The organism is Rhizobium oryzicola (genome assembly GCF_030504645.1).
GTDB lineage: Bacteria > Pseudomonadota > Alphaproteobacteria > Rhizobiales > Rhizobiaceae > Neorhizobium > Neorhizobium oryzicola.
Genome location: NZ_JAUKWQ010000001.1, coordinates 1,115,610 through 1,133,975 on the forward strand (window position 1 = coordinate 1,115,610; position 18,366 = coordinate 1,133,975).

Sequence of the window (18,366 nt, forward strand, 5' to 3'; positions counted from 1 at the left end):
AATGAACCATGACCAGTTTTCACGAGGTGCGTTTTCCCTTGCCGCTCGCGCTCGGCGTCACCGGCGGGCCGGTGCGGCGCACCGATATCGTCAATCTTTCCAATGGGCGCGAGCAGCGCAACAGCCGCTGGCGCCATGCGCGGCGATCATACGATGCCGGCTCCGGCATCCGCTCGGTGGCCGATCTCTATGAGGTCCTGTCCTTCTTCGAGGCGCGTTCCGGTGAGCTTTACGGCTTCCGCTTTCGTGACCCGATCGACTGGAAGTCCTGCGGTCCGACAGAAACGATCACAGCCTTCGATCAACGGATCGGCACAGGTGATGGAGCGACACTGAGGTTCCAGTTGAGCAAGACCTATGGCGATGCGGGCGGCGGCACGGTGCGGGAAATCGCCAAGCCCGTAAGCGGCACGGTGCTTGTTTCGGTTGGCGGGCAAGCTGCCGGCTCCGATAGCTGGACCTGCGATGCCACAAAAGGTGTTGTGACATTCACAGGCGGTTATGCGCCTCCGCAAGGGGCCGAGGTGCGGGCCGGGTTCGAATTCGACGTGCCGGTGCGCTTCGATACCGACCATATCGATATCGACCTTTCCGCCTTCAATGCCGGGCGCATTCCGGCCATTCCGCTGAAGGAGATCCTGCCATGATCGAACTTCCAGAAGCACTTGCCGCGCATCTTGCAGGTGACGCCACCACCACCTGCCGCGCCTGGCGGGTGACCCGTCGCGATGGCGTGGTTCTTGGCTTTACCGATCACGATGGTGACCTGACGATGGATGGCACGCTCTGCCGTGCGGCCTCAGGCTTTTCCGCCAGCGACGAGGAGGCGGCGACCGGCATTGCCGCCAGCAGCAGCGATGTCGCGGGCGGCTTTTCCTCTGATGTCATCGCGGAGGAGGATCTGGCCGCAGGGCATTTCGATGGCGCGCGCGTCGAACTCTTCCTCGTCAACTGGGTGGATCCCTCGCAATGCGTCCTGCTGGCGGTGCGCGAAGTGGGAGAGGTGACGCGTTCCGGCGGACAGTTCAAGGCGGAACTCCGAAGCCTCGCCAACCGGCTCGACCAGCCGCAGGGCAGGTTGTTCAACCGCCGCTGCGATGCCGCGCTGGGAGATGCCCGTTGTGGTGTCGATCTCGCGGGCTTCACGGGGCAGGGGGCGATCCTTGCCATGGTTGACCGCAGCCATCTGACCGTCTCCGGTATCGCTTCCTTCGCGGCAGGCTTCTTCGATCAGGGCAGCCTGCGGCTTGCCTCCGGCGAGCGGGCCGAAATCGAGGCGCATACGGTGCTTGTCGATGGCACAGTGCAACTCAGCCTGTGGTTGCCGATGGAGCGGGATGTGGCAGGCGGCGAGGCGGTGACTGTCATTGCGGGATGCGACAAGCGCTTTTCCACCTGCAAGAGCCGCTTCAACAATCACCTGAACTTTCGCGGCTTTCCGCATGTTCCGGGCTCGGATTTCGCCTATTCCTATGTGGATGGCGAGCGGGCGCATGATGGCGGAGTGCTCTTTTCATGAGCCTGGGGGAGCAGGTGGTCGCCATTGCCGAAAGCTGGATCGGCACACCCTACCGGCATCAGGGCGCGACGCGCGGCGTCGGCTGCGATTGCATCGGGCTGATCCGCGGCATCTGGCGCGAACTTTATGGCGAGGAGCCGGAACCGGTGCCGCCTTACGCGCCCGACTGGGCCGAGCGCTCCGGCGAGGAGCGCCTGCTGCAGGCGGCCTTGCGCCTGTTCGGACCACCCTTGCCGCTGGCGGAAGCGCAAGCCGGTGATATCTTGCTGTTTCGCTGGCGGGCCGATTGTCCTGCCAAGCATGCCGGCATTCTGGTCGCGCCGGATCACTTCATCCATGCCTATGAACAGGCAGCCGTCATCCGCTCCGCACTCGTGCCGTCCTGGCGCAGACGCATCGCGGCGGTGCATAGGTTCGGGGAGGGGTGCTCTAAGCAGGATCGATCATGCTGACAACGCGGGCAACGATTTCATCCATGGTCGGCTCATCCAACGTGTCGACATGCCGTGCGGTTTTCAGCCTCACCCGCTCAAGAATGTCCAGCGAACGCACCTGATTGCACAGCGCCACGCCTGTCGTCTTGTGGCCGGATATGTTTACGGCCAACCCCGCCTTTCGTGAAAAGACCCCGCCGGTGGTAATCGGAACCGTCAGGCAAAGTCCCACGGCATTGATCTCGCGTGGCGTGATGACCACGCAGCGATGAGCGTCACGCATCTCATTGCCGACGACGGGGTTGAGATCGACAAGATAGACATCCCCGCGTCTGGGAATATTGCTGCGAACCATCAAAGGATTTCTTTGCCGACGGGCTGGCCGGCATTCCAGTCCGCGTTCTGCTGGTTGAGTTCAGACATTTCGTCAGAACCTTCCAGCAGTTCCGCCAGCGTGTAGCGTTTCCTCGCCTTTGTCGGTGTGGCGATCAGGGAACCGTTATTTACCGTCAAGGTCAGTTCCTGGCCCACCTCGACGCCCATCATTTTCAGGAGAGCCGGCGGGATGCTGAACACGGTGGCTCCCCCCTGGCGGCGTATCTTGGCTGTGTTGGTCATAACTCACCTCACAAATGTGCTACATAAATAGCACATTCCAATCGTGCAGCAAGGTGAGAATGCTGCACAACTACGACATTGAAGAACGCGCGCTTTGGCTGTATCTTATTGGAGTGGTAAGCGGAGTTGCACCTCCGCTTACCGTTTTCTTACTTTTGGAAATGAATCCGGACGGCGATTGACCAGCCCGTCCGGGTTTTCCTCAAGATAAGCGCGACGCTAAAGGGTTTGATCCCCATACCATCACCTCCAAGTTCTGCGGCAAGGCCCTTCTTGCCTTAAGTCAGCGTGGCCCATCCTCGCTGACGCGCTGGCTGGTCCAGCGCATGCTGCTTTTGCCGAGAACTCTCATTTCATAGCACAATCACGGCGCGCATCCAGTCTGCTGGTCGCGGGATGATTTTCCATGGCAACAATCCTGTTTCAGGCGGCGGGCGCGGCGCTCGGCTCCGTCTTCGGTCCCGTGGGCGCGATGCTCGGTCGCGCGGTTGGCGGGCTGGCGGGCTCGGTGGTGGATCGCTCGCTGCTTTCCGGCCGCTCCACCATCTCAGCCACGCATCTTTCCACCGCGCGCATTGGCGGCGCGGATGAGGGAACGCCGATTCCGAGGCTTTACGGCACGGCGCGCATCGGCGGCACGCTGATCTGGGCAACCCGCTTCGAGGAGCAAATGACCAGCGAGCGCACCGGCGGCAAGGCAACCGGCGGCACGCGGGTGGAGAGCTACAACTACTACGCCAATTTCGCGCTCGGCCTCTGCGAAGGCGAGATCGCGCTGGTGCGCCGGGTCTGGGCGGATGGCCGCGAGATCGATCTGACCGGCATCGAGATGCGCGTCTATCGCGGCACGGAGGATCAACTGCCCGATCCGCTGATCGAGGCCAAGCAGGGAGCGGGCAATGCGCCTGCCTATCGCGGCCTTGCCTATGTGGTATTCGAGCATTTGCCGCTCGCCGATTTCGGAAATCGTATCCCGGTGCTCCAATTCGAAGTGGTACGTCCGATCGGTCAGCTGGAGAACCAGATCCGCGCCGTCACGCTGATCCCCGGCGCCACCGAATTCGGTTACGCGACGGTGCAGGTGAAGGCGGACGGGGGTGATGGCAGTGCCGTGATCCTCAACCGGCACAACACGCGGGCGCTGACCGACTGGCAGGCTTCGCTGGACGAGTTGCAGGCGTTATGCCCGGCGCTTCAGCGCGTGGCGCTCGTCGTCAGCTGGTTCGGCACGGATCTGCGCGCCGGGGAGTGCCGCATCTTGCCCGGTGTGGAAACGCTGCATCGGGCCAGTGAAAGCCAGGTGTGGAGCGTGGCAGGCATTCTCCGGGCGGATGCGCATCTGATTTCCACAAGCGGTGGCGGCCCGGCCTATGGCGGCACGCCGGATGATGCGAGCGTGCGCCAGGCGATTGCCGATCTCAATGCCCGCGGCATTGAGGTCTATCTCTACCCTTTCATCATGATGGATGTGCCCGCAGACAACGACCTGCCAGACCCGCATGGCGGCGCGAACCAGGCCGCCTATCCCTGGCGCGGCCGCATCACCTGCCATCCGGCGCCGGGGCAATCCGGTTCGACGGATCGGAGTGCTGCAGCTGCTGCGCAAGTTTCCGCTTTCTGCAACGGGGTGGATGGTTACCGCCGGATGATCCTGCATTATGCGGATCTCGCGGCGGCATCAGGCGGTGTGAAGGGCTTCATCCTCGGCTCGGAGTTCTGCGGACTGACCCGCGTGCGCGATGCTGCTGATGGCTTTCCTTTCGTCGCGGAACTGGTGCGGCTGGCCGGGGATGTGCGGGCAAGGCTGGGGTCTGAGGTCAAGCTGACCTACGGTGCCGACTGGACGGAATATTTCGGTTACCAGCCGCAGGATGGCTCGGGCGATGTCTATTTCAACCTCGATCCGCTCTGGGCCGCGCCGGATGTCGATGCGGTCGGCATAGACAATTACATGCCGCTTTCCGACTGGCGTGATGCCGATCTCGGCCAGTCCAATCCCGATGGCTTCCGGCTGGTGGAGGACGAGGCGGCCATGCGGGCGGCCATCGCATCAGGCGAGGGCTATGACTGGTATTATCAGAGCGCAGAGGCGCGGCGCACCCGCCAGCGAAGCCCCATCACCGATGGCGGGGCGGGCAAGCCATGGGTGTTCCGCTACAAGGATATCGAGAACTGGTGGGCCAACCGGCATTACGAGCGCCGCGGCGGGGCGGAGCTGACAAGCCCCACCGCCTGGGTGCCGAAGGCGAAACCGATCTGGCTGACAGAACTTGGCTGCCCCGCGATCGACAAGGGCGCGAACCAGCCCAACCTCTTTGTCGACCCGAAATCGTCCGAAAGCGGCAAGCCTTACTTTTCCAATGCCGGCCGGTCGGACAGCATGCAGCGCCGCTTCCTGCAGGCGCATCACGGCTGGTGGCAGGGCGCTCAAGCGCCTTCGGCCATGCTGGACCCGAACCATATCTTCGTCTGGACCTGGGATGCACGGCCCTATGCGGCCTTTCCAACCAAGACGGATGTGTGGAGCGACGGCGGCAACTGGGTCACCGGCCATTGGCTGACTGGGAGGCTGGGCGCGGGTACGCTGGCGGATGTGATCGCAGCAATCCTCACCGACCACGGCTTCCGCTGGTTCGATGTGTCGGCTGTGGCGGGCGATCTCACCGGCTATGTGCAGGCCGACACGGTCTCGGCGCGCTCGCTGATCGAGCCGCTGGTGGAGACCTTCCTGATCGATGTGATCGAGGATCGCGGCATCCTGCGGTTCCGCTCGCGACCGCAGGCCAGCCTGCCGCCGAAGATCATTGATGTGCTGGCGGAGAAGGAGGGAGAACCCGCCTGGAGCGAGACGCGCGGTCACGACAGCGATTTTGCGGCGGAAGCGGTGGTGAGCTTTGCCAATCCCGTTCTGGATTACGAGCAGGCCAGCGTCCGCTCCCGCCGCATTGTTGGCGAGAGCAGCCGTATCCTGCAAAGCTCGATCGCAGGTGTGCTTTACGAAGAGGCGGCGCTTGGTGTTGCCGAACGCCTGCTGCGCGACAACCATATCGCAAGGCGCACGCTAAAAGTGCCGGTCTCTCCGGCCATGCTGTCTCTGTCGGCGGGCGATCCCATCCGCCTGTCGGATGGGCCGGATGGCGTCTATCTCGTGACGCGCATTGAAGATGGCGAGGTGCGGCAGCTGGAGGCGCGGCGTCATGAGCCGGCTGCGCTGCTGACGAAAGTCACGGAAGCCGCGCCTCGCGCCAATGCCTCCGATATCTCGGCGGATTTCGCGCCGCGTCTTCTCTTTCTCGACCTGCCGCGCTTTGAAGCGGGCGACGCGACCGGCTTTGCCCGTGTCGCTGGCTATTCGAAGCCCTGGCGGCGCATGCTCATCTCCAGTTCGCAAAGCACCGAGGGCTTTCGCTCCCGTACGCGGCTGGAAAAGCCGGCCTCCATTGGTCGCCTCACCGCGCCGCTCGCCAGTGGTATCAGCGGACGCTTTGACCGCGTGAACAGCATCGAGGCGGATTTCCTGTTCGCAAGCCTGTCCTCCGCCGATCGTCAGGCGGTGCTGAATGGCGCAAACCGGCTGGCTGTTCGGGCGGATAGCGGGGCCTTCGAGATCATCGGTTTTGCGAGTGCGGAAGAGACGGCGCCGGGCCATTGGCGGCTAACAAACCTGCTGCGCGGTCTTGCCGGAACCGAATACGCCATGCAGGCGGGTGCCTCGGCCGGCGCGGATGTCGTTCTGCTGAACGACTCGGTGGTCGCTCTGGGCCTGACGACGGCCGAGCGGGGAATGACGCAGAACTGGATCGCCGAGGCCATCGGTCTTTCCGGTGCGCGGACCGCTGCGATCGCCTTTGCAGGAGGCGTTCGTGCGGAAGTGCCGCTCGCCCCTGTGCATATCAAGGCGCGACGTTTTGGCGCAGGCATCCGCTTCACCTGGATCAGGCGGGGCCGGGTCGAGGCGGATGACTGGGCGGCCTCGGATATTCCCCTCGACGAACCCGAAGAACGCTACCGGCTGGAAATCCTGTCGGGCGGCGCGGTCGTTCGCCGCATGGAGGTGAGCGAAGCCGCCTGCCTCTACGGGAGCGATCAGGAACTGGCGGATTTCGGTGCGGTCCAGGCGGCCTTCACGCTTCGCCTTTGCCAGATGGGACGCGCCGTTCCGCTTGGCATTTCAGCAGTTTTTGAAATTCAACCCAAGACAGAAGGAGATCTGTGATGGAACAAGTCAAACCCTGGTACCAGTCCAAGACCGTGTGGGGTGGTCTGATCGCCGTGGCGGCCTCCGTGCTGCATGCCACCGGTACCACGCTTTCGCCCGAAATGCAGGGGGAACTGACCGATGTCGCCGTGAATTTCACGGGCGCGGTTGGCGGTCTCATCGCCATCTACGGGCGGCTTCGCGCCGAACATACCATCACCTGAGCGTGATCGGCATGGTGGGTTTGTCCCATTCCGGTCCGGCTGAATGGCGCATTCATTTGCCATTCAGCCGTCTTTCGCTACATAATTTCACATTGGTTCGGTTCAGAATCCCGTGCGTCCCGATGAGCGGAAGTAGTCGTCATGGCATCAAAAAAGATGATCGCATTCGCCGCTGCGGCGCTCCTGGCCATCTCGGCGGGGCAGTCCTCAGCGCGTGATTATCTGCTTCTGGTAGCAGGCGATTGTGGCGATGCGGCGACAAAGGTCGTGCGGGAAACCGGCGGCCAGCTCCTCTCGGCGCAGCCTTCCAAGGATGGCCAGAGCTGCATCGTCACGGTTCTCGTGCAGGGCTCGGGCGAACGCCCACGCAAGGTTACCGTAAGAGTGCCGATGTAAGGCATCTCACACACTCAGTTTATTTCCAAGGGTCGTTCATGCGCATTCTCGTGGTCGAAGACGACGTCAATCTCAATCGCCAGCTTTCCGAGGCTCTGAGGGAGGCAGGCTATGTGGTGGATCAGGCGTTTGACGGGGAGGAGGGGCATTTCCTTGGCGACACCGAACCCTATGACGCGGTGATTCTCGATATTGGCCTGCCGGAAATGGATGGCATCACGGTTGTCGAGAAATGGCGCAGCACCGGCAAGGGCATGCCTGTCCTGATGCTGACGGCGCGCGACCGCTGGAGCGACAAGGTGGCCGGCATCGATGCCGGTGCCGATGATTACGTTGCAAAGCCCTTCCACATGGAGGAGGTGCTGGCGCGCGTGCGGGCGCTGATCCGTCGCGCTGCGGGCCATTCATCCTCCGAGCTGATCTGCGGGCCTGTGCGCCTCGATACCAAGGCGTCGAAAGCAACGGTCAATGGCGTGGCAATGAAGCTCACGTCGCACGAGTTCCGCCTTCTGTCCTATCTCATGCATCACATGGGCGAGGTCGTATCGCGGACCGAACTGATCGAGCACATGTATGACCAGGATTTCGATCGCGATTCCAACACCATTGAGGTCTTTGTCGGACGTCTTCGCAAGAAGATCGGCGTCGACCTCATCGAAACCGTTCGCGGGCTCGGCTATCGCATGCAAGCGCCCGACAATGTACGTTAGGTCGGTCACCGCCCGCGTTCTCATGCTGGCGACGGCCTGGTCGGCGCTGGCGCTGGTGGTGATCGCCATCGTCATCTCTGCGCTCTATGCGAAATCCGCCGAACGCGCCTTTACAGACCTTTTGCGCGCCCAGCTCTACAACGTCGTCAATTCCATCACCATCGGCGAGGACAACAGCCTGGCGGGCAATCCGCAGCTGGGTGACCTGCGCTTCTCGCAGCCGGAAACCGGCTGGTACTGGATCGTCGAGCCGCTTGGCACCTTTGCCGCAACGCCGCTGTCATCCTCCTCGCTCGGCCGCTCCAACATTGCCGTGCCGTCGATCCTCAACGTGCCCTTCAACAACCGCTATGAGCGCTTCTATCCGGCCACGGACGCCTACGGAAACCATGTGCTGGTGGCCGAAACGGAAGTCGTGCTGGATAGCGATGGCCGCGCCGCGCGCTTCCGCGTCTCGGGCAATCTCTCCGTGGTGGATGAAGATATCCAGGCCTTCACCCGCAGCCTTTACATCGCGCTGGTGCTGTTTGGCGTCGCGAGCCTCATCGTCAACGGTTTTGCCATTCTCTTCGGCCTTCGTCCGCTGGATGATGCCCGCCGCGCTTTGGAAAAGGTGCGTCGCGGCGAGGCGGAGCGGCTGGAAGGCGAGTTTCCCCGCGAGGTCCATTCGCTGACCGGCGAAATGAATGCGCTCATCGACAGCAACCGCCGCATCGTCGAGAGGGCCCGCATGCAGGTCGGCAATCTCGCGCATTCGCTGAAGACACCGATCGCGGTCCTGCTGAACGAAGCGCGGCTGCTCGATAAGTCCCAGGCGGAGGTGGTGCGCAGCCAGGCCGAGGCCATGCAAAGCCAGGTGCAATCCTATCTCAACCGGGCGCGCATTGCCGCCCAGCGCGAATCCATGCTGGCCCGGACGGAAGCGGAACCCATTCTGGAACGGCTGGTCCGCGTCATGCGCCGCCTGAACCCGGACAAGACCTTCGATCTTTCCGCCGCGCCGCCCGGTCTGGCGCTCGCCATGGAGCAGCAGGATGTCGAGGAAACAGTCGGCAATCTTCTCGAAAACGCAGCGCGCCACTCCAATACCGGCGTGTGGCTGACGGCCACCCCCGCTGTCGTCCCTGAAGGCGCAGATGCCGGCCGCCGCAACTGGGTCGAGATCATCGTCGAGGATGACGGCCCGGGTCTCGACCCGCATGAGATCAAGGAAGCCTTGAAGCGCGGCCGCAGGTTGGACGAGAGCAAGCCCGGTACGGGTCTTGGCCTTTCCATTGTCGGCGAAATCACCCGCGAATATCAGGGCCAGCTGGAGCTTTCCCGCGGCGCAAGGGGCGGCTTGAAAGCCAAGCTGATCCTTCCCGGCCTCACCTGGGATGTCGCCTGACCCGCTCTTGCGACGCAAAAATCCTGTGGAGTGATTTTTGAGGCTCGACCAAGCGCCAGAAAAAGCTAAATGATCAGGTTCGAACCGGGTGGGAACAAAGCCGCCCGGTTGATTCCGGTCTCAGGCGCTCTAGGAACGGTTGGAGAAGAATGCACATCCGCTTTGCACGTCTCGCGATGTCTCTGTTGCTTTCCACAGGATTGCTGGCCGGCTGCACCACCACGGGCAAAGGTTCCGGCGGCGGGCTGTTTTCGTCCGGCAGCAGCCAGTCCACGCTGTACATCTCGTCTCTTGAGGGCGGCATTGTCGGGCGAAGCGGCGTACAGCTGGATAGCGGCGATCGTCGCAAGGCGCTGGAAGCGGAATATCGCGCGCTTGAAGTCGCGACCGTTGGCCAGACGGTGGAGTGGGAAGGCAAGGGAGTCAGCGGCGAAGTCGTGGCAGCGGCCCCCTATCAGGTCGGCTCACAGAATTGCCGTCAGTACACCCACACGCTGAACACGCAAGGCCGTGAGGTGAAGACGCGCGGTGCTGCCTGCCGCAACGCCGACGGAACCTGGACCCCGCTCACCTGATCCCTGCCAACTTGACGTAGATCAAGGCTGGAGCATCCTTCGGACGTCATAGAAATCGCCAAGACTTCGCGGCGAAACGCCTCAATTTCGTGTCATTGACCAATGCGCGATTGGAATGCGCGGCCGGTTAAAGTAATTGGCTTCTATGGTGTTGTGGATTCTCTTCGCATTTCTGACGGCTGGTGTGGCGGCGATCCTGATCGCGCCGATGATGAAGGCGTCGCGGCGTCTCGAGGATGACCGCGAGGGGGAGGTTGCCGTCTATCGCGACCAGCTGCGTGAACTGGAGCGCGACCGGCAATCCGGATTGATCGGCGCTGATGAGGCGGAAAACGCCCGGGCCGAGATTGGCCGCAGGCTTCTCTCTGCCGCCGATGCTGCGTCAAAGTCTGGTGGTGATGCGGCAACTTTCCGCAGGCATGGGCTGCCGGCCGCCTTCGTGGTGCTCTGTCTTCCCGTCGTCGGCCTCTGTCTTTACTTGACTCTCGGCAGTCCCGGCCTGCCGGCGCAGCCTCTGGAAGCGCGCCTTGCCAATCCCGGCAGCAACATGGCGCTGCTGGTGGCCAAGGCGGAGCGCCATCTCGCCGAAAATCCCAATGATGGCCAAGGCTGGGATCTCTTGGCGCCCATCTACTTCCGCCTCCAGCGCTACGGCGATTCGGAACTTGCCTATCGCAATGCCCTGCGCTTCCTCGGAGAAACCCCGGCGCGTCTCGCGGGCCTTGGTGAAACTCTGGTGGCGGCCAGCGACGGCCTGGTGACGGAAGATGCGCGTGGGCTGTTCGAACGTGCTATTGCCCTTGATCAGGGCAATATGCGCGCGCGCTTTTATGTGGGCCTCGGTCTGGAACAGGCTGGCAGGACGGCTGATGCCTTGCGCGCCTTCGAGGCGCTTGCCAAGGATTCGCCTCCCGGTGCCGCCTGGGAACAGCTGGTAGCACAGCACATCGCCAAGAATGGCGGCACGCCAAAGGCGGCTCCGCTCGGCAATCCCACCGCTGAAGATGTGGCCGCCGCCCAGAACATGGGGCAGGGCGACCGTCAGGCGATGATCCGCGGCATGGTCGAAAGTCTTTCGGCAAAGCTTGCGGATGACCCCCGCAATATCGAAGGCTGGCTGAGGCTCGTGCGCTCCTACAAGGTGCTGGGTGAGGATGAGAAGGCGCGCGATGCCTTGAAGGCGGGCCTAAAGGCTTTTCCCGGCCCGCAGCCGGAAGCGCAGCGGCTTCTGGCGCTCGCACGTGAGATTGGCGTTTCGCTGGAAGGAATGACGCAATGACGCGCAAGCAGAAACGTCTCGCCATCATTGCAGGCGGCATGAGCTTCATCCTCTGCGCCGTGCTTTTGGTGCTATTCGCCTTCGGCCAGTCGGTCGCCTATTTCTACATGCCGAGCGATCTGACCAAGACGACCGTCGGTCCCGGCACGCGCATCCGTCTGGGTGGCCTGGTGGAGCAGGGCTCGATCGTGCGCGGCAATGGCTCGACCGTCTCCTTCAAGGTGACGGATGGGCAGCAAAGCGTGCCGGTCAGCTATACCGGCATCCTGCCGGACCTCTTCCGTGAGGGGCAGGGCGTGGTGACCGAAGGCGTCTTCAACAGCGCCCATGCCTTTGTGGCGGATACGGTTCTGGCCAAGCATGATGAGAAATACATGCCGAAGGAAGTGGCCGACCGCCTGAAGAAGGACGGCGTCTGGCAACCGGAAGGAACGGCGACCAAATGATTATCGAGCTTGGTCATTTCGCGCTGGTACTGGCGCTCGCAACCGCCATAATCCTCTCTACTCTGCCTGTCATCGGTGCACGCCGTCGCGATCCGGCCATGATGGCGGTGGCGCCGATCGGCTCGCTGACTCTGTTCGCGCTGGTGGCCTTCTCCTTCGGCGTCTTGACCTGGGCCTATGTCGTCTCGGATTTCTCGGTCGCCAACGTCTGGGAAAATTCCCATTCGATGATGCCCATCGTCTACAAGTTCGCCGGCGTCTGGGGCAACCACGAAGGCTCCATGATGCTGTGGCTGCTGATCCTGTCGCTGTTCAGCGCGCTGGTCGCCATCTTTGGGCGCAACCTGCCGGAAACGCTGCGCGCCAATGTGCTCTCCGTGCAGGCCTGGATCGCCTCCGCATTCCTTCTGTTCATCCTGCTCACCTCCAACCCGTTCATCCGCATGAACCCGGCGCCCGCCGAGGGGCAGGATCTGAACCCGGTCCTGCAGGACCCCGGCCTCGCCATCCATCCGCCGCTTCTCTATCTCGGCTATGTCGGCTTTTCCGTCTGCTTCTCCTTTGCGGTCGCAGCATTGATCGATGGGCGCATCGATGCCGCCTGGGCGCGCTGGGTGCGGCCCTGGACGCTCGCCGCCTGGACCTTCCTGACCGCAGGCATCGCGGTTGGCTCCTACTGGGCCTATTACGAACTCGGCTGGGGCGGCTGGTGGTTCTGGGATCCGGTGGAAAACGCCTCCTTCATGCCTTGGCTTGCGGGCACAGCGCTTCTGCATTCGGCGCTGGTCATGGAAAAGCGCGACGCCCTGAAGATCTGGACGGTGCTTCTGTCCATCATGACCTTCTCGCTGTCGCTGCTCGGCACCTTCCTGGTGCGCTCCGGCGTGCTGACATCGGTGCATGCCTTCGCCACCGACCCGACGCGCGGCATCTTCATCCTGGCCATCCTCACGCTCTTCATCGGCGGGGCCTTCACCCTGTTTGCCTGGCGCGCACCGCGCCTGAAAAGCGGCGGCATTTTTGCGCCGATCTCGCGCGAGGGCTCGCTGGTTCTTAACAATCTCATCCTCACCGTCTGCACCGGCACGGTGCTGATCGGCACGCTCTATCCGCTGGTGCTGGAAACGCTGACGGGCGAGAAGATCTCCGTCGGCGCACCCTTTTTCAACCTGACCTTCGGCCTGTTGATGATCCCGCTTCTGATCATCGTGCCCTTCGGCCCGATGCTTGCCTGGAAGCGCGGCGATCTGCTGGGTGCCCTGCAGCGGCTTTATGCGGCGGCCGGTCTTTCGCTGTTTGCGGCGGTTGCGGTCTTCTACTTCCGCCATGGCGGGCCGGTCATGGCGCTGTTCGGTCTGGCGCTCGCCTTCTTCCTGATTTTCGGCGCATTGGCGGATCTCTGGCAGCGCGGCAATTTCGGCAAGGCGAAGTTCTCGGTGGCATTGCGCCGTCTGGCGGGCCTGCCGCGTTCGGCCTTCGGCACGGCGCTGGCGCATCTCGGCCTCGGCGTGACGGTGCTGGGCATCGTCGCCGTCACCACCTTCCAGACGGAAGGTGTGGTGGAGATGAAGCAGGGATCGACCACCGAAGTCGGCGGCTATACGCTGGCCTTTGACGGTATGCGCGACGGCAAGGGCCCGAATTACACGGAGCAGCGCGCCCATTTCACCATCAGCCGTGGCGGCGTCGCAGTCGCCGATGTCTGGTCATCCAAGCGGCTCTATACGGCGCGGCGCATGCCGACGACGGAAGCCGGCATCCTCACCTTCGGCCTGAGCCAGCTCTACGTCTCGCTCGGCGATCCCATGGCCGATGGCGGCATCGTCGTGCGCATCTGGTGGAAGCCCTTCATCACCTGCATCTGGGGCGGTGCCTTCATCATGATGTTCGGCGGCTTCGTGTCCCTGTCCGACCGGCGTTTGAGGGTCGGTGCGCCGACGCGCAAGGCCAAGCCGGTGAAGACGGTGATGGAGCCGGCGGAATGAGCAAGCTGTCTCGCTGGTCAACCCCTCCCCAACCCCTCCCCACAAGGGGGAGGGGCTTAACTTGCCGCACTCTCGCAGCTCAAATCTGGGGAAGACGCAGCCGCGAGTCTTCTCCCCCCTTGCGGGGGAGAAGGCCGGCAGGCCAAAGGGGGTTCTTTGCGCTGCTGCTCCTCCTTCTCCTCACGCCCCTGCCGGCCTTCGCCGTCAACCCGGATGAGGTATTGAAGGACGCAGGCCTCGAAGCCAGGGCGCGGCATCTGTCCACGCAACTACGCTGCATGGTCTGCCAGAACCAGTCGATCGATGATTCCAATGCGGAGCTTGCCAAGGATCTGCGTGTCCTGGTGCGCGAGCGGATCGTGGCCGGCGATAGCGATCAGCAGGTGATCGATTACCTCGTATCGCGCTATGGCGAATTCGTGCTGCTGAAGCCTCGCTTCAGCGAAAAGACGCTGCTGCTCTGGGCAGCCCCGGTGGGCCTGCTGCTGGTGGGCGGGGTCGCGGTTTTCGTCTATACCCGCAAGCGCAAGACGTTGAGCCCGGCCGCCCGTCTGACGGCCGAAGAAGAGGCGCGTATTGCCCGGCTGATCGACAGCGAAAACTGATATCCAAGCTGTGGAAACATTACCAACATTTCACGCGCCGGACACGTGCAGTTAAGGTCCCGCTCCCTATATCTTCAGTCATCCACCGCCGCCGGCAAACCGGCACTCCAGTTGAATGAAGAGAAAAGGTAGCCACCATGTTCAAGAGCAAGATCGGACGCCCCAGCCTGAAAACCACCCTGAAGGCATCCACCGTCGCGGGCCTCGCAGCAGTCATGCTCTCCACCGGTATTCCGGTGCGCGTTTACGAATCTTTCGCCGATCCGGTCACCGTCAATGCACCGCAGATCCCGAGCTTCGCGGATGTCGTCTCCGCCGTGTCGCCCGCCGTCGTTTCGGTTCGCGTCCAGTCAGACACCCAACCCGCTGCCGATGAGGATGGTGGGAACTATTCCTTCAACTTCGGCGGTCGCGGCTTTGATCAGTTGCCGGATGATCATCCGCTGAAGCGCTTCTTCCGTGAATTCGGCGGCCAGAACCAGGGCGGTCGCAACAACAAGGACCAGCAGGCGCAGCGTAACAGGGATCGTCCGCATCACCTGCGTCCGACGGCGCAAGGCTCCGGCTTCTTCATTTCCGAAGACGGCTATCTCGTCACCAACAACCACGTCGTGGCCGATGGCTCCGCCTATACGGTCGTCATGGATGACGGCACCGAATACGAGGCCAAGCTGGTCGGCAAGGATGCCCGCACCGACCTCGCCGTCCTCAAGGTCAATGTGCCGAACCGCAAGTTCACCTATGTGAAATGGGCCGATGACAGCAAGGTTCGCGTCGGTGACTGGGTTGTCGCGGTCGGTAACCCCTTCGGCCTGGGCGGTACCGTGACCTCCGGTATCGTCTCTGCCCGCAGCCGCGACATCGGCTCCTATGACGATTACATCCAGATCGATGCGCCGGTGAACCGTGGTAATTCCGGTGGCCCGACCTTCAATCTCAATGGCGAAGTGGTTGGCATCAACACGGCGATCTTCTCTCCCTCGGGCGGCAGCGTCGGTATTGCCTTTGCAATTCCGGCTTCCACCGCCAAGGATGTCGTGGCGTCGCTGATGAAGGGTGGCAAGATCGAGCGCGGTTGGCTCGGCGTGCAGATCCAGCCGGTCAACCAGGACATCGCCGAATCGCTTGGCCTTTCCGAGCCTAAGGGGGCACTGGTCGTCTCTCCGCAGGAGAACTCCCCGGGCGCCAAGGCTGGCATCAAGCAGGGTGACGTGATCACCGCCGTCAACGGCACGCCCGTCAAGGATGCCCGCGATCTCGCCAAGAAGGTTGCGGCACTCGGCCCCAACTCCAAGGCGGAAATCACGCTATGGCGCGGTGGCAAATCGCAGACCGTGACCGTGACGCTTGGCAACCTCGCCAGCAATGAAGCCAAGGAGTCTGACGACGATCAGTCTGACAACCAGCAGTCCCAGCAGCAGCCGTCTTCCGAAAAGGCGCTGACGGCGCTTGGCATCACGGTTGCGCCATCTGATGATGGCCGCGGTGTGAAGGTGACGGATATCGATCCGGACTCCGATGCCGCTTCGCGCGGCCTGCGTCAGGGCGAGAAGATCGTTGCCGTCAACAACCAGGATGTAAAGTCGGCATCCGACATCAGCAAGGTGCTGGAAAAGGCCAAGAAGGACGGTCGCAGCCGCGCACTCTTCCAGGTCGAATCCGGCAATGGCAGCCGCTTCATCGCCCTGCCCATCAATCAGGGCTGATCGGAACGCCGTCGACCATTGATCAATGGGGCGTCGGGCCGGTCAGGTCCGGCGCCCCTTTTCATTCATCTACAGGAGGCTGATACATGGGGACCGAAGCATATTCGGGTGGGGCGCCTCGGAATCCCGCTTTCGCGGAGAGCGGACGTGAGTCTATTGTCCCGCACATGAAGATTCTTGTGATTGAAGACGATCTCGAGGCCGCGGCCTATATGACCAAGGCTTTTCGTGAGGCAGGCATCGTGGCCGACCATGCGAGCGATGGCGAAAGCGGCCTGTTCATGGCCAGCGAGAACGCTTACGACGTGATGGTGATCGACCGCATGTTGCCGCGCCGCGATGGCTTGTCCGTCATCAGCGAACTGCGCAAACGTTCCGTCAATACGCCTGTTTTGATCCTCTCTGCCCTCGGCCAAGTTGATGACCGTGTGACGGGCCTTCGCGCCGGCGGTGACGATTACCTGCCCAAACCCTATGCCTTCAGTGAGCTTCTCGCCCGCGTCGAGGTTCTCGGTCGCCGCAAGGGTGCACCGGAGCAGGAGATGATGTACCGCGTCGGCGATCTGGAACTTGATCGCCTGTCGCATGAGGTGCGCCGCAGCGGCAAGGAAATCATCCTGCAGCCGCGCGAATTCCGCCTGCTCGAATATCTCATGAAGAATGCCGGTCAGGTGGTGACGCGTACCATGCTGCTAGAGCACGTCTGGGATTATCACTTCGATCCGCAAACCAATGTCATCGACGTGCACGTCTCGCGGCTGCGCTCCAAGATCGAGAAGGATTTCGACAAGCCGCTGTTGAAGACGATCCGCGGAGCCGGTTACATGATCAAGGACGAGGGCTGAAGCCATTTCGATGAGCCGCTTTCGCCTGATGTTCCGCTCGACCGCCGTTCGGCTGTCGGCCCTTTATATCCTGTTGTTCGCACTCTGCGCCGCGTTCCTGGTCGTCTACGTCACGGCCATGTCGGAGCGTATTCTGGCGCAGCAGGTGCGGGACAGTCTTACCCGCGAAATTGTTGACATCAACAACGTCTACGATCGCGGTGGTGCAGCGGGGCTCTTGCGCATGTTGGAGCGACGTGCGCGTCAGCCCGGCGCCAATCTCTACGTTATTGCGGGACCAACGGGCGAGCTTCTCGCAGGCAATGTCGCCTCTGTGGAACCCGGTGTGCTGGATCGCGAAGGCTGGACATCGCTGCCCTTCCGCTACGAGCCCTATTCTGAAAACGGACCGCCAAGACCACATTTCGCGACTGCCAACGTGCTGCTTCTCGACAATGGCCTGCGCGTGATGGTGGGCCGCGACCTCGGTGAACCCGGTCGTTTCCGATACATCGTGCGCCAGGCACTCATGGTGGCACTGGCGATCATGGGGGCAGGCGCGCTCGTCATCTGGTTCGGCATTGGCCGCAACGCGCTGAAGCGTATCGATCGCATGTCGGCGGCCACCACCAAGATCATGGCGGGTGATCTGTCGCAACGCCTGCCCGTTGGCCTCTCAGGCGATGAATTCGACCGCCTATCCGAGTCGCTGAATGCCATGCTGGAGCGCATCGAGAAGCTGAACGAGGGGCTGAAACAGGTTTCCGATAATATTGCACATGACCTGAAGACGCCGTTGACGCGCCTGCGCAACAAGGCGGCCGATGCGCTCGCCATGGATCGTGAGGATGCTCGGAAGGTCGCGCTTGAAGGTATTATTGGTGAGTCGGACCAGCTTATTCGCACCTTCAATGCGCTTCTGATGATCTCCCGTGTCGAGGCAGGTTCGATCGCGGCGGAAATGTCGCCGGTCGATCTCTCTGCCATTTCCGCTGATAGCGCCGAGCTCTATGAGCCCGTAGCGGAGGAGGCGGGACTGACCCTCGTTACCGCCATTGATCCCGACATTACCGTTCAGGGCAATCGCGAACTGATCGGCCAGGCCATCTTCAACCTGCTCGACAATGCCATCAAATATGCTTGCGACAATCCGGTGGATCCCACCATCAAGGTCTCGCTGAGCCGTGATGCTGACATGGTGCGTCTCTCCGTTGCCGATCATGGACCCGGCGTTCCCCCGGACATGCGCGCGGAAGTGACGAAGCGCTTCGTTCGGCTGGACGAGAGCCGCTCCAAGCCAGGCACGGGTCTTGGCCTGTCGCTGGTGGAGGCCGTTCTGGAACTGCATGGCGGAACGTTGGAACTCTCTTCCACCAACGGGGATGCAGCACCCCATCCCGGTTTGACGGTCACCATGGTCTTCCCTGTCCAAAAGCCCTAAATCTCTCGTTGTGGAGCGA

18 protein-coding genes are annotated in these 18,366 nt (G+C 62.4%); 16 read left to right on the forward strand and 2 right to left on the reverse strand.

All coding sequences use genetic code 11. The annotated features are described in order from the left end of the window. The first annotated feature begins 8 nt into the window (after nt 1-8). Genes Q2T52_RS05595 through Q2T52_RS05605 form a run of 3 tightly spaced genes read left to right on the forward strand, consistent with a single transcriptional unit; the run spans nt 9 to nt 1,971 of the window. Nucleotides 9-647, forward strand: a complete 639-nt coding sequence (locus Q2T52_RS05595; protein WP_302075669.1) for a DUF2460 domain-containing protein — start codon at nt 9-11, stop codon at nt 645-647. Continuing rightward, complete coding sequence (locus Q2T52_RS05600) at nt 644-1,519, forward strand: phage/gene transfer agent baseplate hub protein (protein WP_302075670.1); 876 nt, start codon at nt 644-646, stop codon at nt 1,517-1,519. Before Q2T52_RS05595 ends, Q2T52_RS05600 begins: the two co-directional genes overlap by 4 nt. Next, a complete protein-coding gene (locus Q2T52_RS05605) occupies nt 1,516-1,971 on the forward strand; it encodes an NlpC/P60 family protein (protein ID WP_302075671.1) in 456 nt (151 codons plus the stop codon). The genes Q2T52_RS05600 and Q2T52_RS05605 overlap by 4 nt, the downstream gene beginning before the upstream one ends. Here Q2T52_RS05605 and mazF read toward each other — a convergent pair. Both mazF and mazE read right to left on the reverse strand, forming a co-directional pair. Beyond that, nucleotides 1,949-2,308 (reverse strand): type II toxin-antitoxin system toxin MazF, encoded by a 360-nt coding sequence (mazF, locus tag Q2T52_RS05610; RefSeq protein WP_302075672.1) that lies wholly within the window; start codon nt 2,306-2,308, stop codon nt 1,949-1,951. The two genes, Q2T52_RS05605 and mazF, sit on opposite strands and share 23 nt — an antisense overlap. Then, complete coding sequence (mazE, locus tag Q2T52_RS05615; RefSeq protein ID WP_302075673.1) at nt 2,308-2,571, reverse strand: type II toxin-antitoxin system antitoxin MazE; 264 nt, start codon at nt 2,569-2,571, stop codon at nt 2,308-2,310. Before mazE ends, mazF begins: the two co-directional genes overlap by 1 nt. 406 nt (nt 2,572-2,977) lie before the next feature. Here mazE and Q2T52_RS05620 point away from each other — a divergent pair, with 406 nt between their 5' ends. The 13 genes from Q2T52_RS05620 (at nt 2,978) to Q2T52_RS05680 (ending at nt 18,347) form a co-directional block, all read left to right on the forward strand. Further along, nucleotides 2,978-6,787, forward strand: coding sequence for a baseplate multidomain protein megatron (locus Q2T52_RS05620; protein WP_302075674.1), 3,810 nt, complete (start codon nt 2,978-2,980; stop codon nt 6,785-6,787). Beyond that, entirely contained in the window at nt 6,787-6,993 is a 207-nt protein-coding gene (locus tag Q2T52_RS05625) for a hypothetical protein (RefSeq protein WP_302075675.1), read from the forward strand. Before Q2T52_RS05620 ends, Q2T52_RS05625 begins: the two co-directional genes overlap by 1 nt. A gap of 141 nt (nt 6,994-7,134) precedes the next feature. Further along, nucleotides 7,135-7,389, forward strand: coding sequence for a hypothetical protein (locus Q2T52_RS05630; protein ID WP_302075676.1), 255 nt, complete (start codon nt 7,135-7,137; stop codon nt 7,387-7,389). A gap of 38 nt (nt 7,390-7,427) precedes the next feature. Beyond that, nucleotides 7,428-8,099 carry a response regulator transcription factor gene (locus Q2T52_RS05635; protein ID WP_302075677.1) on the forward strand — a complete coding sequence of 224 codons (672 nt, stop codon included), beginning with the start codon at nt 7,428-7,430 and terminating at the stop codon, nt 8,097-8,099. After that, complete coding sequence (locus Q2T52_RS05640) at nt 8,089-9,486, forward strand: ATP-binding protein (RefSeq protein ID WP_302075678.1); 1,398 nt, start codon at nt 8,089-8,091, stop codon at nt 9,484-9,486. Before Q2T52_RS05635 ends, Q2T52_RS05640 begins: the two co-directional genes overlap by 11 nt. A 149-nt stretch (nt 9,487-9,635) precedes the next feature. Continuing rightward, complete coding sequence (locus Q2T52_RS05645) at nt 9,636-10,061, forward strand: RT0821/Lpp0805 family surface protein (RefSeq protein ID WP_302075679.1); 426 nt, start codon at nt 9,636-9,638, stop codon at nt 10,059-10,061. Nucleotides 10,062-10,206: 145 nt separating this feature from the next. Continuing rightward, complete coding sequence (gene ccmI / locus Q2T52_RS05650; RefSeq protein ID WP_302076045.1) at nt 10,207-11,340, forward strand: c-type cytochrome biogenesis protein CcmI; 1,134 nt, start codon at nt 10,207-10,209, stop codon at nt 11,338-11,340. Then, nucleotides 11,337-11,786 carry a cytochrome c maturation protein CcmE gene (gene ccmE / locus Q2T52_RS05655; RefSeq protein ID WP_302075680.1) on the forward strand — a complete coding sequence of 150 codons (450 nt, stop codon included), beginning with the start codon at nt 11,337-11,339 and terminating at the stop codon, nt 11,784-11,786. Before ccmI ends, ccmE begins: the two co-directional genes overlap by 4 nt. Continuing rightward, a complete protein-coding gene (locus Q2T52_RS05660; protein WP_302075681.1) occupies nt 11,783-13,771 on the forward strand; it encodes a heme lyase CcmF/NrfE family subunit in 1,989 nt (662 codons plus the stop codon). Before ccmE ends, Q2T52_RS05660 begins: the two co-directional genes overlap by 4 nt. A 221-nt stretch (nt 13,772-13,992) precedes the next feature. Beyond that, nucleotides 13,993-14,376 carry a cytochrome c-type biogenesis protein gene (locus Q2T52_RS05665; protein ID WP_436799490.1) on the forward strand — a complete coding sequence of 128 codons (384 nt, stop codon included), beginning with the start codon at nt 13,993-13,995 and terminating at the stop codon, nt 14,374-14,376. Nucleotides 14,377-14,513: 137 nt separating this feature from the next. Beyond that, nucleotides 14,514-16,082 (forward strand): Do family serine endopeptidase, encoded by a 1,569-nt coding sequence (locus Q2T52_RS05670; protein WP_302075682.1) that lies wholly within the window; start codon nt 14,514-14,516, stop codon nt 16,080-16,082. Nucleotides 16,083-16,168: 86 nt separating this feature from the next. Beyond that, complete coding sequence (locus Q2T52_RS05675) at nt 16,169-16,927, forward strand: response regulator transcription factor (protein ID WP_367187283.1); 759 nt, start codon at nt 16,169-16,171, stop codon at nt 16,925-16,927. A gap of 10 nt (nt 16,928-16,937) precedes the next feature. Next, nucleotides 16,938-18,347 carry a sensor histidine kinase gene (locus tag Q2T52_RS05680; RefSeq protein WP_302075683.1) on the forward strand — a complete coding sequence of 470 codons (1,410 nt, stop codon included), beginning with the start codon at nt 16,938-16,940 and terminating at the stop codon, nt 18,345-18,347. Nucleotides 18,348-18,366: the final 19 nt, after the last annotated feature.

Coding starts and splice junctions, on each gene's coding strand:
- mazE (WP_302075673.1), bottom strand. CDS start 2,571: ATGACCAACACAGCCAAGATACGCCGCCAGGGGGGAGCCACCGTGTTC.
- Q2T52_RS05605 (WP_302075671.1), top strand. CDS start 1,516: ATGAGCCTGGGGGAGCAGGTGGTCGCCATTGCCGAAAGCTGGATCGGC.
- Q2T52_RS05645 (WP_302075679.1), top strand. CDS start 9,636: ATGCACATCCGCTTTGCACGTCTCGCGATGTCTCTGTTGCTTTCCACA.
- Q2T52_RS05675 (WP_367187283.1), top strand. CDS start 16,169: ATGGGGACCGAAGCATATTCGGGTGGGGCGCCTCGGAATCCCGCTTTC.
- Q2T52_RS05595 (WP_302075669.1), top strand. CDS start 9: ATGACCAGTTTTCACGAGGTGCGTTTTCCCTTGCCGCTCGCGCTCGGC.
- Q2T52_RS05680 (WP_302075683.1), top strand. CDS start 16,938: ATGAGCCGCTTTCGCCTGATGTTCCGCTCGACCGCCGTTCGGCTGTCG.
- Q2T52_RS05600 (WP_302075670.1), top strand. CDS start 644: ATGATCGAACTTCCAGAAGCACTTGCCGCGCATCTTGCAGGTGACGCC.
- Q2T52_RS05660 (WP_302075681.1), top strand. CDS start 11,783: ATGATTATCGAGCTTGGTCATTTCGCGCTGGTACTGGCGCTCGCAACC.
- Q2T52_RS05640 (WP_302075678.1), top strand. CDS start 8,089: ATGTACGTTAGGTCGGTCACCGCCCGCGTTCTCATGCTGGCGACGGCC.
- ccmI (WP_302076045.1), top strand. CDS start 10,207: ATGGTGTTGTGGATTCTCTTCGCATTTCTGACGGCTGGTGTGGCGGCG.
- Q2T52_RS05630 (WP_302075676.1), top strand. CDS start 7,135: ATGGCATCAAAAAAGATGATCGCATTCGCCGCTGCGGCGCTCCTGGCC.
- mazF (WP_302075672.1), bottom strand. CDS start 2,308: ATGGTTCGCAGCAATATTCCCAGACGCGGGGATGTCTATCTTGTCGAT.
- Q2T52_RS05670 (WP_302075682.1), top strand. CDS start 14,514: ATGTTCAAGAGCAAGATCGGACGCCCCAGCCTGAAAACCACCCTGAAG.
- ccmE (WP_302075680.1), top strand. CDS start 11,337: ATGACGCGCAAGCAGAAACGTCTCGCCATCATTGCAGGCGGCATGAGC.
- Q2T52_RS05635 (WP_302075677.1), top strand. CDS start 7,428: ATGCGCATTCTCGTGGTCGAAGACGACGTCAATCTCAATCGCCAGCTT.
- Q2T52_RS05625 (WP_302075675.1), top strand. CDS start 6,787: ATGGAACAAGTCAAACCCTGGTACCAGTCCAAGACCGTGTGGGGTGGT.
- Q2T52_RS05620 (WP_302075674.1), top strand. CDS start 2,978: ATGGCAACAATCCTGTTTCAGGCGGCGGGCGCGGCGCTCGGCTCCGTC.